14 protein-coding genes are annotated in these 15,898 nt (G+C 46.1%); 6 read left to right on the top strand and 8 right to left on the bottom strand.

Going from position 1 to position 15,898, the window contains the following annotated elements:
• Positions 1–115 precede the first annotated feature (115 nt).
• Positions 116–631 (top strand): GNAT family N-acetyltransferase, encoded by a 516-nt coding sequence (locus B4E62_RS18355; RefSeq protein WP_331353074.1) that lies wholly within the window; start codon positions 116–118, stop codon positions 629–631.
• A gap of 54 nt (positions 632–685) precedes the next feature.
• Here the strand turns inward: B4E62_RS18355 and B4E62_RS18360 are convergent, their stop codons facing one another.
• The 5 genes from B4E62_RS18360 to B4E62_RS18380 all read right to left on the bottom strand — a co-directional run bounded on the left by B4E62_RS18360 (position 686) and on the right by B4E62_RS18380 (position 7,941).
• Positions 686–1,615: a prolipoprotein diacylglyceryl transferase gene (locus B4E62_RS18360; protein WP_331353075.1), complete on the bottom strand. Its 930-nt coding sequence runs from the start codon at positions 1,613–1,615 to the stop codon at positions 686–688.
• Positions 1,616–1,722: 107 nt separating this feature from the next.
• Positions 1,723–3,039: an NAD(P)/FAD-dependent oxidoreductase gene (locus B4E62_RS18365; RefSeq protein WP_331353076.1), complete on the bottom strand. Its 1,317-nt coding sequence runs from the start codon at positions 3,037–3,039 to the stop codon at positions 1,723–1,725.
• A gap of 59 nt (positions 3,040–3,098) precedes the next feature.
• Entirely contained in the window at positions 3,099–4,556 is a 1,458-nt protein-coding gene (locus B4E62_RS18370; RefSeq protein WP_331353077.1) for a hypothetical protein, read from the bottom strand.
• Between the two features lie 10 nt (positions 4,557–4,566).
• Positions 4,567–6,816, bottom strand: coding sequence for a DUF3857 domain-containing protein (locus B4E62_RS18375; protein ID WP_331353078.1), 2,250 nt, complete (start codon positions 6,814–6,816; stop codon positions 4,567–4,569).
• Positions 6,817–6,948: 132 nt separating this feature from the next.
• Positions 6,949–7,941, bottom strand: a complete 993-nt coding sequence (locus B4E62_RS18380) for a Gfo/Idh/MocA family oxidoreductase (RefSeq protein WP_331353079.1) — start codon at positions 7,939–7,941, stop codon at positions 6,949–6,951.
• Between the two features lie 256 nt (positions 7,942–8,197).
• On the opposite strand from B4E62_RS18380, the gene B4E62_RS18385 reads away from it, so the two are divergent.
• Entirely contained in the window at positions 8,198–8,761 is a 564-nt protein-coding gene (locus B4E62_RS18385; RefSeq protein WP_331353080.1) for a RebB family R body protein, read from the top strand.
• Positions 8,762–8,817: 56 nt separating this feature from the next.
• Here the strand turns inward: B4E62_RS18385 and B4E62_RS18390 are convergent, their stop codons facing one another.
• Both B4E62_RS18390 and B4E62_RS18395 read right to left on the bottom strand, forming a co-directional pair.
• Positions 8,818–9,480 (bottom strand): SDR family oxidoreductase, encoded by a 663-nt coding sequence (locus tag B4E62_RS18390; RefSeq protein ID WP_414633271.1) that lies wholly within the window; start codon positions 9,478–9,480, stop codon positions 8,818–8,820.
• Positions 9,481–9,555: 75 nt separating this feature from the next.
• Positions 9,556–9,813, bottom strand: a complete 258-nt coding sequence (locus tag B4E62_RS18395) for a DUF2798 domain-containing protein (protein WP_331353082.1) — start codon at positions 9,811–9,813, stop codon at positions 9,556–9,558.
• Between the two features lie 151 nt (positions 9,814–9,964).
• On the opposite strand from B4E62_RS18395, the gene B4E62_RS18400 reads away from it, so the two are divergent.
• The gene (locus B4E62_RS18400) at positions 9,965–10,891 is read left to right on the top strand and encodes a LysR family transcriptional regulator (protein WP_331353083.1); all 927 of its coding nucleotides are present in this window, start codon (positions 9,965–9,967) and stop codon (positions 10,889–10,891) included.
• Positions 10,892–10,974: 83 nt separating this feature from the next.
• Here the strand turns inward: B4E62_RS18400 and B4E62_RS18405 are convergent, their stop codons facing one another.
• On the bottom strand, positions 10,975–11,292 hold the full coding sequence (locus B4E62_RS18405) for a hypothetical protein (RefSeq protein WP_331353084.1): 318 nt from the start codon (positions 11,290–11,292) through the stop codon (positions 10,975–10,977).
• A 788-nt stretch (positions 11,293–12,080) separates the two neighbouring features.
• Between B4E62_RS18405 and B4E62_RS18410 the strand changes: the two genes are divergently transcribed.
• The 3 genes from B4E62_RS18410 (at position 12,081) to B4E62_RS18420 (ending at position 15,754) form a co-directional block, all read left to right on the top strand.
• Positions 12,081–12,779, top strand: coding sequence for a hypothetical protein (locus tag B4E62_RS18410; protein WP_331353085.1), 699 nt, complete (start codon positions 12,081–12,083; stop codon positions 12,777–12,779).
• A 49-nt stretch (positions 12,780–12,828) separates the two neighbouring features.
• Complete coding sequence (locus tag B4E62_RS18415; RefSeq protein WP_331353086.1) at positions 12,829–13,557, top strand: nucleotide-binding protein; 729 nt, start codon at positions 12,829–12,831, stop codon at positions 13,555–13,557.
• A 484-nt stretch (positions 13,558–14,041) separates the two neighbouring features.
• Positions 14,042–15,754, top strand: coding sequence for a hypothetical protein (locus B4E62_RS18420; protein WP_331353087.1), 1,713 nt, complete (start codon positions 14,042–14,044; stop codon positions 15,752–15,754).
• Positions 15,755–15,898: the final 144 nt, after the last annotated feature.

A 15,898-nucleotide genomic window follows, 5' to 3' on the forward strand; every position in this document is an offset into this window, starting at 1 on the left:
CGTGGCGGCCATGCCATGAAAACGGTATAGTGGCTGCGCCTGTTACGCCGCAGGATTAGCCTCGGCAACCAAGCAAAATCCAACGTATATCCCCATCCATCTGCTGTTGTGTTAAATGATTGTGAATCTAGCTCGTCCCACTGTTGTTCCAATTGAAATTGTCACCCTGGAATCCAAACCGGAATTTTTTGCGCAGGTCGCACACTGGCATCATCAGGAGTGCGAGCGTCAGGGGTTGAAATCTTCTGTCGCGCTGCGTCAGCAACGGTTGGTGTTGCATGTGCAACAAAATCTCATTCCCAAAACCCTCATTGCGTTGCGCGGCAACCAATTGGTCGGCTGCGTCAGCCTCGTCAACTACACCTACCGCAGCAGCGAACGCATGCCCAAAGTCGCAAGCGAAAGCCCTGTCTGGCTAAGCAATTTATTTGTACTGGGAAACGTGCGCCACCAAGGTATCGGCAACGCATTGATTGATGCGGCAAAAAATTACGCGCAGACTTTGGAGTTGGAAGAGCTTTGGTTGTCCGCTACTGATTACACGGATTACTACCAAAAACGCGGCTGGGAAATTGTGCGCCGTACAAAGTTGGGTGGTAGGTCGGTTAATGTGATGCGGGTGGGGCTGTAGTATCCCATTCGTTTGAAAAGTTAAGGAAGCAGTGTTAGCTTTCAGCTGTATGTGTTAAAGCTGTGCACAAGCCGACAGAGCCCCAAACACCACAACTGAAAACACAATTCTAGGTAGCAGCCTTGCATTTGTAGTTTTAATAATTCCCACAACCCCCGCAATAATTAACGCCGTAGAAATAAACTCTGCCTGCGTAAAATTCATTCCCCATAAATGGTATTCGCTATTGATGCGAATTTTTTCTATCAGTAAACGCTCAAAACCACTCAGTAAAAGATACACGGAAAAAAGAAAACCGGTTTTGTAATGTGTTTTGCGGATGCTCCATAAGAACGCAAAAATTAAAAAAGCAGCCAATGCTTCATAGAGTGGTGTTGGGTAGACGCCGGGTGCGGGGATGATTGTGCCTACTACATTATTTTCGTAAGTTTGCGTCCAGAACCAATCGGGCAACCAGTTGGGTTTGATAGCCATGTTGGCCGCTGTGCCCCAATCGCCATCGCCTGATACTTGGCAGCCCAAACGGCCTATGCCATAGCCTAAAATAATTGAAGGTGCTAATGCATCCAGCATGGGGATAATGGGCACGGCACGTTTATTTAAAAATATTGCGCCAGCGATAGCACCTAAAATAAGTCCGCCGTAAATAGAAAGGCCGTCCAGTGAAAAAATCATCGCGATTGGATCTTGGAGCAATTCGCGTGGATATTCGAGCAGATGAAAAATATGTGCGCCAATTACGCCGAATATTGCGCATATCATTGCAAGATCAGAAACGAGCAAGTGAGTAGTTATGCTTTTGTTGCCCGATATGACTGTTGAGGGGAGCTTACCTAATCGCTCAAAGCGCATTACTTCTTTTTTGCCAACCCAGGCCGCAGTAATAATTGCTAGCGCAACAAATGCGCCGAACATTGCGATGGGAAGTTGGATGTTGGTGCCGAACAGGTGATTAATTAGATCACTTAGATAAGGGTAGGACATGGGGTTAATTTCCCTATTGATGAATTCCCAAGCGGAGCTTGGGAGCTAGGTGGTGTTAGTTATGGTGGAGTGCTGCGCGACTCCACACTACAGTTAACAATAATAAATCAATGCAGCTTCAATCTTGGTCTTAACCATTTATTCAATCTTCCACCCAGCATCACTAATCCGGTTTTAATTAAGCCGTGAATGGCGATTTGGTGCATGCGGTAGAGTGAGATGTAAACCAAACGCGCGAGGCGGCCTTCGATGAAGACGCTGCCACTGCTCAGGTTACCCATCAGGTTGCCGACGGTGGAGTAACTTGCGAGTGAAACGAGTGAACCGTAGTCGGTGTATTTGTAGGCTTTGAGTGGTTTGTTGTTGAGCAGTGCAACAATGTTTGTGTAACAGGCGCTCGCCATTTGGTGTGCGGATTGCGCGCGCGGTGGTACACGGGTGCCGTCGGCGTTGGTGAATTGGGCGCAGTCGCCAATGGCAAAAATGTTGGCGTCGCGGGTGGTTTGCAAAAATTCATTTACATGCAATTGGTTGATGCGATTGCTCTCAAGCCCTGCAAGGTTGGCCATAAAATCCGGCACTTTAATTCCCGCTGCCCAGACCATTAAATCCGCTTCAATCAATTGCCCATCTTTAGTGTGTAAACCTTCTTTGGTGGCAGAGGTGATCATGGTGTTGAGTTTTATATCGACACCAATTTTAATCAGTTCGCTGTGTGCGGCACCGGAAATACGCTCGGGTAGTGCAGGCAAAATTCTGGGGCCGGCTTCTACTATGGTAACTTTCAGGTGATCATTGGAGATTGCATTAAAACCGTAGTTGTGAATTTCGTGTACGGCGTGGTGCAATTCAGCGGAGAGTTCGACACCGGTTGCGCCTGCACCAACAATCGCAATACGTACATAATCATCTGCACCGGTTAAGCGTTGGATGCGTAAAAAACGGTTGAGCAATTTGGTGTGGAATCTATGTGCTTGTGCCGGGCTGTCGAGAAAAATGCAGTTTTCTTTAATGCCGGGCGTATTGAAATCGTTAGATATGGAGCCTAGCGCAAGGATCAAGTAATCGTAGGGGATGCGCGTTGATGGTAAAAACTCTACGCCGTCTTCATCCTGCATCGGCGCCAATACCACTTCACGTTGTTCGCGATCTAGGTCGATCATACTGCCGACGCGAAAGAAAAAATGATGGGCGTTGGCGTGGCCACGGTAGCTCACTGCATCGACATCTTCATCCATAGTGCCCACTGCAATTTCATGCAGCAAGGGTTTCCATAAGTGCGTAGTGTTGCGGTCGATCAACGTAATTTCTGCTTTCTTTTTGCGCCCGAGTTTGTCGCCCAGTTTGGTGGCGAGCTCAAGGCCGCCCGCGCCGCCGCCGACAACAACAATGCGCGGCGGATTACTTGGGGGTTGTGTTTGCATAGCGATACCTGCAGGTAAGTTGATAAATCTCTCTCAATGTCCGGCGCGCAACTGTGGGATTATTTTGCTCCCAAACCGGTTAAAAAATGGCGCGCGAGCGGCCGCTCGATAAAGCGGTAAGTGTTTTGTTGTAGTGCAGCAGAAAAATTTTTTCTGGCTGCCGATATGTTTCCTGCGCGATAGTCGCGATAACCGGAATAAAAAAAGTATTCAGTACGCTCGCAGCGGTTCTGCGCGGTTTGCCCAAATTGAGTGCGTGTTAATTTGCCGGTCCAAAACGCATAAACGGCCGCTTCCCATTCGCTATTGAAAGCCAGTTGCTTCTTTTGGATCAGCGCGGAAAAGTCTAAATCAGCTTGCTGTCCGATAATGTCTGCCTTGATGGCATCATAAACACTGATTTTTTTTTTGGCTTGTAAATAGTCTGTAAAACTCAAGGCTGCTTTCATCCATTCACCCGAGTTCATATAAATTTCGTGATAGGCCGAATCGCTTGTGGTGAGTCCCTGGGCTTTGGCTTGCTCGAGCAGCTGCTGCGCTCTTGGCTCTTTGCCCAACATGGAATAGTTTTGCGCGCTAAACGCGATATTCTCGGCAGTAGGTTCCAACTCGACCAGAATGCTGGCTTCATGCAGCGCCAGTTGGTACAGATTTTTATCCAGATACAAGCGCGCCAGAGCGTAGTGAAGTTCAGCGCTCTCAGGTGCCAGAGGTACTGCCTGTTGGTAAAAGTGAATTGCATCGCCTACATAATCAGCTGCTTCGTACCTGCAGCCACTGGCTTCGGCGCGCGCTTCATAGGTGTTGGCGATGGCCTCGTATAAATCGCCTGAGCCAGCAATCTGTTCTGCGCCGAGTTTCAAAGTGGCGAGCGCCAGAGGGAAGTAATTTCCCTCACGATACATTTTGGCGAGTTGGATATAGGCTTTATCGCTCGCGGGTTGTTCGTGAATGGCGGCGAGTAGTGCGCTATAGAGTTCGGGCAGATTTTTTTTGCCGGATTTATTTTGCGCTACGTAGCGATGTAGGAAAACTCCCAGCGAAGGCGCATTGACTTCTGTTTGGGTGGCTGCGGACAACTGGTTAAAAATATTGCTGGCTTTGATAAAGGCCTTTTCATTGCCTGCAACAACATCCTCGTAATAAATGTTATAGAGCAGTTTGAGTGTGGCGGGGTTGCCGGGCACCAGTTTTAATACTTTCCGGAAATTTTTTATCGCCAGCTCGCGGCTGCGCGCCGATTTATTTTTTTCGGCGTCGACGATATACGCAAGGCCGAGTTTATAGTACAGCTCAGCATTGTTGGGTGTTCGTTCTACGTCTGCTTCGAGAGCGGCAATTTCTGTTGATGCGCTGGCGCCTGCGGTAATGGTGGATTTTGTGGTTGCTGCCTGCCCAGTGTGCGGCTGTTGGCTACAGCCGCTAACCAGCAGCATTGCTGCTAATAATCCTGCGCTGAGTAACTGCGGGCGTTGCCGCTGTGTAGATTTTTGTTGTGTTGGTTGAAAAAAATTCATTGCATCAGTCTCAGAGTGTGTAGCCTAAGGCTTCTGCTTTTTTAAATGAGGCATCGGATTCCGGCAGCAGTTGGTTGTAACCCTGCGCCAGCCCCAACACATAATAGGCCTCCGCTGTTTGGGGTGATGCTTTTACCGCTTGCTGTGCGGTCGCCAAGGATTTTTCATAGGCGCCGTTTTTAATGTGCAATTTAGTCAGTGCAATTAAACTGGCTACATCCGTTTTGCCATTACTTTCCAGTGCGATTAATTCTGCTGCAGTTTTATTGTATTCATAACTCAGCGTCCAATCATTGGATTCGTTCAGCTCGTTGGTTTTTTGATAAAAATCGCCATAATCTTTCAGCGCAACGTTTACCGCTTTTACGGTGAGATTCTGAGTGACGATATAGCGATTGTTTTCCTGCTTGCCGGTTTGGGTCAGGGTGTAATAGGTGTTATCAATATTTTCGCCCTGGGTTTTCAAACGCAAATGGTGATCGCCATCGGGGCTGGTAAATACCACGCGCGAGCGCAGGCTGTAACCCGGATCCACCACGTAGGGTTGCTTGCGGTCTTGCACTTTGTGCAGGTTGCGTAAATCGGCGAATAAATTGGTGAGTTGGGTAATGCTGAAACTGTAATTGATGGGATCTTTTTCGCCGCCCCACACATTGGTAAAGTTAAAGCGGCCGCTAATAGTGAATGGCTGCCACAAATTATCGGCATTGCTTGCTGTGAGTTCAGTGACCTCAGCGGAGTTGTAAATTTGGCCGATCAATTCGCGGAAATATTTGTCGCGCTCACTGGAATACTGCCACATGCTGCGCAGGCGCTGTTCGTACAATCCACCAAAATGTAATTTGAAGCTCGCCTGCGCATCGCGGCCACTAAATTTATCAAACACTAGTTCCAGTTCAGCAAAATGGTCTTTGGCTGGCAGTGAGGGCAACACGCTGATTGCTTGTGTTTCGTTATTTACAACCAGTGCGGGTTGACCTTCTATGCCCACTGAAAACCCTGGGTACAAACTGGTTTCGCCGGTGGTATCCATCCAGATTTCTGGCAGGCCATTTTGTGCGGGGATATGCACAATCATATGGTCAAAACTCACCCCAGGTACTTGCATGTCCGGAATGCCGCGCCCACGCGTGATAATTAATGCGGGGTCAGCTGCTATACCTAATTTGCGTAATAACATCACTGCTAGTACGGTTTGGTCTTTGCAATCGCCGTAACCATTTTTAAGCACTTCAAATGCATCGTGCGGTTCATAGCCTCCGCGCCCTACATGCGCAAATACATAGCGCACGCGATCCTGTATTGCGCGGTAAACCGCTTTGGTTTTTGCTTCCGGTGTCAGTGCAGTTTTTTTAATCTCTGCAATTAATGCATCGAGTTTGGCGTCGCTCACCAAGTGTGGTTCGACCAAATTGTCGGCCCAGCGTGCAACGTCATTCCATTTTGCGGTGGTGGATACGCGCAAGTAGGGCGCGTAGTTGTGTTCGCGCGTCATGGCGTTTTGCAATTCAATTTTGGCGAGATTTTTTCCTGTCCAGATAATGGTCTGCTGCGCGCCCTTGGTGCTACGCTTCTCGCTAATCTGATAGCGGCTGGTATCGCTGCTGACAAGATTAATATTGATCGGTGCAGTAATGTGTAATTCGCTCATCACAATCGCATCGGCACGTGAGCCTTGCCCCGCAGCACGATCTTCCCACCAGTGGAAACTAAAACTGTCAAACCATTGGTCGGGAACCATTTTTTTGGTGTCGGTATAGCGATACTGGAATTCGATAATCGAACCCTTGCGCACATTAGGTAGCGAAAATAATAATTCCTTGCGGTCGTGATAAAAATTTTCGTCAGTCGGGCTTTGGATTTGGGTGGCATCGGCTTTGATGCTATCCATCTTGCCGTCCGGTGTGCGCACATTGGCGAACTCAAGTGCTATGTCTTCGTAAAAGCTGTTGAAGCTTACGCTGATCTGGCTGTAGTCGCGCACGGCTTCATCGCTGTTAATGTAGACCGCCACATAAGAAGTGGCATGGCTCATCAATTGTTCGTCGATATGCACCTGGGTTTTGCGCAAGAGGACTTGCGCTTCACTCTTGTCATCTGCCTTGACACTGCGTGCCAGCGTTTTTAATGCAGGGGCGATGCGCTCAATTTTTTTAGGTTCAATTTTGTGATCGTCCGCCAATACTTGCCCGCCAGTGATTAGCAGGCTAAATGCCAACAGATAACGCAGGCAACACATCTTGCTTAAAAAATCTGACACGCATTCTCTCCAAAACGATACGAATTTAAAAAACAGTAGCGATTGTTTTTATTGTGATTGGCTGTAGTACATTTTGTTGTAGTCCCATCGCTACTTTTTATCTATTACTACTCTAACTTGAGGGCGCTTAAATTACAGTGCAATCCATTTGCGCTCGGCGGCACTTTTAAAAATTGCATCGATCGCGCGCATATTGGCGATAGCATCATCCAGCGATGTTGGTACAGGGCTGTTGTTGAAAACGCTGAGTGCTAAGGCATCGCCCATAGTGCCGTAATGATTGCTATCAGGAACTTCAATCACTTCCTGCACGCGGTTGCGGGTAATGCGTACGCGCTGCACTGGCTCGCTGCTATCGTTGTAAAAGGGGCGCTCAAGGTACAAGCTGCCTTCATCGCCAATTGCCTCGGCATATTGAATCGGTTCAATTTTGGTGGCGGCAGTAAAGCTCGCGCTACCAGCAGAAAATTCCATCAAACCGGAGGTCAAACAATCCACTTCTTCACCGGGCATAGGTGTGATGTGGCCGAGCACTTGTGTTGGCTCTTCGTTAAATAACCAGCGCGACAGTGAAATGGAATAGCAACCAATATCCAGCAGAGCACCACCGCCCCATTCAGCTTTATTGCGAATGTTATCCGGCTCGCGGTTGTTGTAAGAAAAGTGCGAATGCACCGCATGCAATTTGCCGATCCGGCCTTCATCAACCAGTTGTTTGGCGAGTTGCCATTGCGGATGAAAACGATACATAAACGCCTCCATCACTTTCAGTTGTGGATGGGCGCTGGCAGCATCGACCAGACGCTGTGCGTCGGCAGTATTCAAACCCAGGGGTTTTTCGCAGAGAACATGTTTGCCCGCTTGCAGTGCTTTGATCGACCAGTCCACGTGCAAGTGGTTGGGCAGCGGGTTGTAAATCGCATCGATATCCGGATCAGCCAGCATTTCCTCGTAGGTGCCGTAAGCGCGCTCGATATGTAATTCATCGGCTACCCTGCGTGCACTTTGTTCATCGCGCGAGCAAATGGCGAGCACTTGGTTGTGGGCAGATTTTTGCAGAGCGGGAATGACTTTTTCACGGCCGATTTTGGCGGTGCTGAGCACGCCCCAACGGAGTTTTTTCATGGATGATCCTGTGCGTAAAAGCCTGAGTGGCCGGATGGATAACAGAAGCCCAGTGTAGATGATTTTGCCTGTTATTTGGCTGTAAATGCGGTATTGATTTGTCTTTTACCTGCGCTGTTATAGCGTGTACCTCCGCTGTTATGGCGTGTAACTTGGCGATAGCCCTGTGTTTGGCTAGGCTACACTGGTCCGCCTGTAATTATCCGGGCGGGCTTTATTACAAGGTATGTTTTTTCACATTCAACAGGAGCCTGATATGGCTTTTCCAACAGCAGTTAATTCTCAAATCACCGATGCAGTGACCCAAGCCAACACCAAAACTATCGGTGAGTCGCCCGCTATTGCGATGGGCAATCTCTTTCAATCAACCTCGCAAGCACTTGCCAGTGCAGCGTTCAATGCGACCTATGCGCAGCAGCAGTTCGCGGTAACGGTGCAGGCTGCAACCACCATGTGTGTTGCGTTAATTTGTTCTGTGGATACGGATCGCAGTGCCGATGGCATCAAAGCCAATCTCGACAACGCAAAAGCGAGCCTTGACCAAACCTTGGCGGCTGCGAATGTCACGGAGCGGGTTGATGAAGCAGTGCACGCGGCTTTGCAAAATGTGCTGGGTTCAGCGGGCGACTTTAGCTATGGCACACGCGCAGTGATGGATGCTTTTGCATCGTCATTAGCGCAGTTGTCGGCTAACACCCACCGCACTTCAATGGATGTGATTCGTGCTGCTGCCACTGCAACCACCTTGGCTGCGATGATTAAGTCTCCGGAAAATGCAGGCAACTACGAAAAAGTGTTGGAGTTAATAAAACGAATGTAAATGTTGTGCCATCGGCTGCGCGGGCATCTGTTAAAAAACGATGCCCGCGTGCGCCATTACCAGGGCAATACCTCACCATTGGAATGCCAGAATGTGCCGCTGTTTTCCAGCGTCAATCCAGCGATGCGCTGGTTTAATCGCTGGGCAGCTTCATCCGCAGAAATATCGCCACCAAAATTCACCATCGCCGTTTGCACATAACCTGGGTGCAGTATTGCCACGGCAATACTGCGCGGTTTTAAATCCCGCGCGAGTGACATAGCTGCCGCGTTCAGTGCAGCCTTGGACATGCGGTAACCGTAATAACCGCCGGAACTGTTATCGGCAATTGAACCCATACGGCTGGTAATAAACGCGATTTTTGCCCCCGCAGTTAAATTACCGAGCAGCGCTTCAGTCACACGCAAAGGTGCTTCAGCGTTGATCAAAAATTGTTGCTGGATGGAGTTGTAATCAATATTTCCCAACATTTCATGCTGGAAAATTCCCGCGTTGTTGATCAGCAAATCAATCGATTTACCCTCCAATGTATCGGCGAGTTGCGCGAGCGCATGCGCATCACTTACATCCACACCGGCAATGACGCGCGCGCCCGATTCGGTTAATTCTGGTGATGCCGTCCGGCACAGTCCGATCACTTTCCAGCCTTGCGCCAGATAGGTTTTGCACAAAGCCAGGCCAATGCCGCGATTCGCGCCGGTAATCAATGCTGTTTTCATAGTGGTTCGCTCCATTGTTGAAATTGCGCCAGTCATTTATGGGCGAGAGCGTAACTGATTTGCGGCCGTTGCTGGCTAATTTTTTACCGTGTGTTTGACCAACTGCATCACCAGCGGGCGCACCAGCAAAATACAAAAGAAGGCCGAAGGCATGGCGATACTATAGGCATGAATCACCTGTGCCAGATAGTGGTCGGCAATGCCGCTGTTGGCCGCCACGATAATCAGTGACATCAGGAATGCCATGATCGCTGACATATAAAATGCGAACACAAAGGGCGTGAATTTGGCGGGCAGTTTTTTGCTGCCGGATTGAACCGTGAGCTCTTGCATGATTGATACCTTCAGGATGATTTTAGCCGGGCTAACCCGACCTGACAGGGTGCACTCTAAAGCGCAGCCCTCCGCTTCGGTAGACGCTTGGCGGTATATGCTGTATTAAGCAAAGCTTGATAATCTCATCAACTATTCGGAAGCTAAGGCTATGGATACTCTGCGCGGTATTGAGTGTTTTGTAAGGGCTGTTGAAGGTGGCAGTATTGCGGCAGCAGCGCGGCGAGTGGGAATCAGCGCGGCGGCGACCAGCCAGAATATCGCCCGTTTGGAATCCTATTTGGGCGTGCGCTTGCTCACGCGTACAACGCGCAGCCTCGCTACAACCGATGCAGGCAAAGTCTATTACGACAAAGTCGCACTCCTGATCCACGAGTTGGAGCTGGCGCGTTCGGCGGTGACGGATACAGAGCAAGAATTGCAGGGGCGCTTGTGTATCGCCTCCACCGCCGCCTTTAGTCGCCATGTGCTGGCGCCGCTCATTCCCGCGTTTAACCAGCGCTACCCCCGTTTGGAAATTGAACTCACCTCAACTGACCGGCGTGTGGACCACGTGCAGGAATCGGTAGATGTCAGCATCCGCATTAAACAGCAGCTGGATGACGGAATGGTCGCGCGCAAGATCGCGACCGTCCCCACCATTTTTTGCGCATCACCTGCCTACATTGCGCGCGCAGGTCGGCCATCAACCCCGGCGGATTTGCGCGAGCACGATTGTTTGGTGTTTCGCCTCGCAGCCGACGGCCGATTTTTGCGCTGGGGATTTGTCGAAAACGGTTTGCGTTTTGATGCAGAAGTGCGCGCGGCGATTATCAGCGACGACATAGATGTGCTCGCCCGCCTCGCACTCGCGGGCGGCGGCATTACCCGTTTGGCTGCATTTGTCGCCAACGACTATTTGCGCAGTGGAGAATTGAAGGAATTATTTACCTGCGACGAGTGCACCGGTTTTAATGCAGAAATTGAACCTCTGGATTTTTATGCCTGCGTGCGCGACCGCCACCAATTAACGCCGAAAGTACGCGCGTTTATGGATTATTTGGTGGAGGCGCTGCCTGCGGAATGGCGGGTGGGGTAATCGTCGTCACTGGGTAAGCCTGTGTGTGATTCTAAAAACGATAACAATAAATAAAGGCGGTCAAAAAAACCGCCTTTATTTTTTTACATGCGCGACTGTTTACTAAGATGCAAATCAATCCTCTCAACCACATGCGCAATACAATTAATTGCGGTCTGCGGTAATTTTATCTTGTCCACTACATCGTCAAACAATACTTCCAACAGACACGCCTGACACCACAGCCGATAAACCGCATCGGCATCGGTTTTATTCGGCAGAGGCTTACTAATCACGGTAAGAACTTTGCCTTCGGGTGAATGAATTTCAAGTCGGGATTGTTGAAAAAACGCGTATTGGGTTCGGTCGAGTTTGATAGCGCAGGAATTGGGGAAAGTGGGGGAAGAGGTTGCATTATCCATAATAAAAATCTCGCTAATCTGCTGTTATGTAACCGCCGCATGAAGTCGTAGTTCATGGAGGCGGACTGGACAGGGTTACGACCACCGGCAGCAGATCACACCGGCCCACCCGAAGGTGGCCCCGCCCAGCCGCCATAACAAACAGGCAAAGCTGTGGCAGGGCACAAAATGTTCACACATTTTGTGCCGATCTACTGCGGGGGTCGTAGTCCCGGCTGCGGGATTTACCGCAGCGGGGGCAGGTTAGAGGATGAGGGTAGTGCTGTCAACGCGCGCGCAGTAATGGGCTGTAATTCAAATTGGCGTTAAATGCTGCAATAGTCTTTAATGTTTCTATTGCCAAGGTGAGCCACATCGGCTCAGGTGTACTGGGTGTTTTCCCTTCTCAACATGGATAAATGGAATGCGTTTTCTTGATTCATTTTATTTTTGAAGAGTGGCTGTGCACCGGTAGTTTGGTGCGGGTCAATGTGTTTACGAGCCGCAACAGATTGAAGGGCAACAACGTGCCCAAAGTAATCTGAGAACTCATTTCTGAGTTGTGAATAATGTAGGTTGCTGGTGAGGTTACGAACCGCAACGGATTTAAGGTCAGTAAGGTGCCCAAAGCGGAAGTTTAAAAATAGAGGCCGTATATCTCCTAATTTATTAAACCGTACACTTCCAACTTTATTTGTGTTGATTGCTAAGATATTACTGCATCTAGTATTTTGAAAGGGGTAGGGTTAATCTGCCCATAAGGCATTGGGGCGTTGAATAAACTTTTAAGCGAAGGATGAATTATCGCAATGGAAAAACACAACATTTCACCCGACCGGATCACTAAGCCTATTCAATTACTAGGCGCGTGGCTTGTGGGTCTGCTAACCATTGATACGGCATTTTTAATGGCGGCTGCAAAAATGGATTTGAATTCCTGGCAGTCAGGGGCACTCACAATAGCTGCAATATTAAATGTTCCTATTTTTATTGGTGCCCTTTTTCTTCTGCAAACTAAGTTTCGTCCTGAGTTGCAAGAAGATTCTTACTATTCAACTTACCTAAATAGCCGTACTAACGAAATAATGAAGGTTTCAAAAATAGACATTCTTCATGACCAGTTAAACTCAAAAATTCAGTTATTAGAAAACAAACTTAGTAAAATAAATAATAACGATGAAGAAAATTCATCTCTCTCCACTCTTTCGTATGCTGTTAATGCCAACATTAATAATCAGAATAAAATTGAATCAAAATTAGCAGAGCTTGGCGTTCCGGCAATTAGAACATTTGGAGTAAATGGTGGTGAGCCTGAAAATTTGATCGTAGCTATTGCAGAAAATCTGCCAAAAAACACAGTGAATGAAATATTACTCTTAGCAAAAGAGCTTGGGTTTGAGCATTTCTCTTATATAGAGCATTTTGAAGATATAGAAGAAGATGTTTTATTCGGTGCATATGGTAAGCCAGACGGAAAAATAATGTTAAAAGCGCTAAAAGCAGCGTAACGAAGCAATCAAACGGGTGGTATTTTAAGTTGCATAAGCGAGGTGGAAGTTGAAGCCAAAAGTATTTGTAGCGTCATCTGTAGAAGGTTTAGATATCGCCTATCCACTTCAAGTGAATTTACAACATGATGCTGATATAACGGTCTGGAGCCAAGGTGTTTTTTCGTTGTCGATAACGCCTTTAGATTCTATCACTGAAGCTTTGAGAGCATCTGATTTTGGCATATTTGTTTTTAGTGGAGATGATGAGACTCGAATGCGCGGTAATGTTAGTGATACCGTTCGCGACAATGTTATCTTCGAACTTGGTCTATTCATTGGCAAACTTGGAAAAAGGCGTTGCTTTATAGTAATGCCCGATAATATTGAATTACATATTCCTACAGATTTAGTTGGTGTTTCACCGGCTAAGTATTCAGGAACCCGAGCTAAATCGGAGGCGGCAGCTGCTTTAGGACCCGCATGTCATGAAATCCGTCAAGCAATGAAATTACAGGGTCTATATAACGAATCAACCGCATCTCTTAAAAAAATACCGATCAACGAACACGACAATTACGATGAAAACGATAAAATTGCGGTATTAGAAGCATGGCTAACTAACGAAGCCACCGAGAACGTTGCCATCAAATACACAGAAGTCGACAATATATTACGATTGGAGTTGGGTTCTACGAAAGAGCTTCTGCCGAGAGTCTTTCAACGAAATTCTACATATAAAATGAACATTTCAGGCGGTAATGTATTTAAGTTTTACGTAGACAGAAATTGGGGCTAAATATTTATAACAAGCGACTGCGGTAAAAAAATCCCCTTATGCAACCACCTCCAGTTGCCAAGTCGGCAGAGCCGTGAGCAACTTCCGCTTTTGGCCGTTATGCGATGTAATTGACTCGATCCACAATTTTACATATCCATACCGACTCAGTTGTGCCCAAAGCGGGCATTTGGAAGAGGTCGTCGTATACCTAAAGCGGAAATTTCAATACTTAAAGTTACAATGGTGAAATCATCTAACTACTTATGCAAACTCTTACCAAGGAAAAATCAGTAATTTTCTTTGTTAAAAAACGACTGAAATAAAAGAATGCCTCGTAATTTGGCAGGCATCGATAACCAATAATATTTAAGTATTTAAAGAGAAGTACTAGTGTAAAAAACGAACTATTAATATTTTCCTTCTGTTACCCATAGAGATGAGGTGTCTTCTATATAAATAAATATCGATGACAAATGAAGTAAAATTCAGACGAATGAGTTGAATGAAAATGACCAAAGAGTTTGAGGAAAATAGATCAAATATTGATGCTCTAGCTGATAAAGCCCTTGATAGCATTGTCGCCCCTCATGCTCTATTGGATATTTCTGTATGGCATTTGTTAACAGTCGCTGAAGATCAAGTGAGGATGATTTTTGCTGGTTGGATTGAGATTGATGAAAAGGCATTTTTCCATATTGTTGACGGTTTTAAATATTCATTAAAACATTCGATAACTCATGTTTATAAGAAATCGATCCATGAAAAAATAACCTTACCCCAAAAAACTATTCCTGATGCTTACAAAAAAGCAGCTCTCCTGCTCGCAGCTTCTGAAAAGTACGAGAGCATTAGTAGATTAATCGCCTCAACCTATAACCAGAGAGGAACTTTTGTAAAAGTTAATGATGGTTACAAGCTAGAGAATAGTGAATTTGTTGACATTAGGTATAGTGTGCTTGAAGGACTTGGTCATGGTGCTGATCCAACGCCAGATATAACAGGAGTTTTGCATTATTGGTTAACCAATAACTCTTCATTGGAAGAGGAGCGGCTTATAGCTTCTTCAATTTATGATTCGGTAAGGTTAAGCAAAGGAAGAGTAACTTATTATTACCAAGGGCAAGTTGCTTATGAAGTGTCTAGGAGAATCCCGCAAAGAGATAAAATAATACCGGATGAATTTTCATTTTCGTGGGGTAAAGATTATAAAACCCATGCTTTGATAAACTCTTTACTAATACGCTGTTTCTATCATGTTTTAGCTATTGAGATTGCTGCAAGAAAATTTGGTATAAAAGGCGGTGCTGAATCTAGTTTGCTACTAATTGTTACTAAACAGCAGCTGTGTGCAGATATACAAGAACTTGCAGATTTCGCAGATAAAGAAGTCTACGAATTTATTAACATGTTGACTTATGGTCGTAACACAAAAACTCCAGATATTGCATTGCAACCGTTGTTTTTATCCAAATCTGGATTTTTTATGATTCCCTGTTACCAGGTATTGAATACCAACATTCAAAGAAATCTACTAACACTTTTAGCTAAAATTAACCCCAATAATTTTGATTCTCAAAGCTCATTATTTGAAAAAGATATGACATCAAAAATTGAAAATTCATTAAATGAGTGGAAATATAAAAATCTTAACAAAGAGTTCAAGTTTGGTGAAAAGAAAGAAGAAATAGACGGATTTATACTAGATGAGATCAATAAAACTATTCTTTTGATGGAACTCCGTTGGATCTTGCAACCTGGAGATGCCCGGGAAGTATACAATAAAATCAAATCAGTCTTATCAAAAGTTGATCAGCTGTCGAGAAAGATAGACTTTGTTAAGGATAATTTTTCAGAAATTATAGTTCGAAGTTTTGGTGATCATATTGACATATCACAACCATCTGAGTGGAAGGTGAAGGGAGTTGTCCTTATTCAAGGTTATGCAGGAACTTCATCACCTCAAGAGGATATTCCGATCGTAACGGTAGATGTTTTTTGTAAGGGAATAAAACAGTTCAAAGACTTGCACGCCTTTTATGTCTGGATTAAATGCTTAATTTGGCTGCCAGTAGAAGGAGAACATTTTGATGTCGAAGCTATTATTGAAGACAATGATTTTGTTCAAGTTTCAAGAACAGTTGCTAAAGTCCTAGTAAATCAGCGTCAATATACAGAAAGCTTACAAAAAAGTATTTTAGATCACTTAGCAAAATAACATGTGATTGTGGTAATGAAGTAGACAAGACTGTCGTTAAAATTATGTACTTGACTTAAACCTTCTGCTACTAACTTCTGTTGTTGGTATAAGCGAAAATTAAAAGCCACTGCTTATCGAGGCGTTGAAATTGTAGAAAAACTC

Source organism: Cellvibrio sp. UBA7671 (genome assembly GCA_002483145.1).
Classification (GTDB): Bacteria; Pseudomonadota; Gammaproteobacteria; order Pseudomonadales; family Cellvibrionaceae; genus Cellvibrio; species Cellvibrio fibrivorans.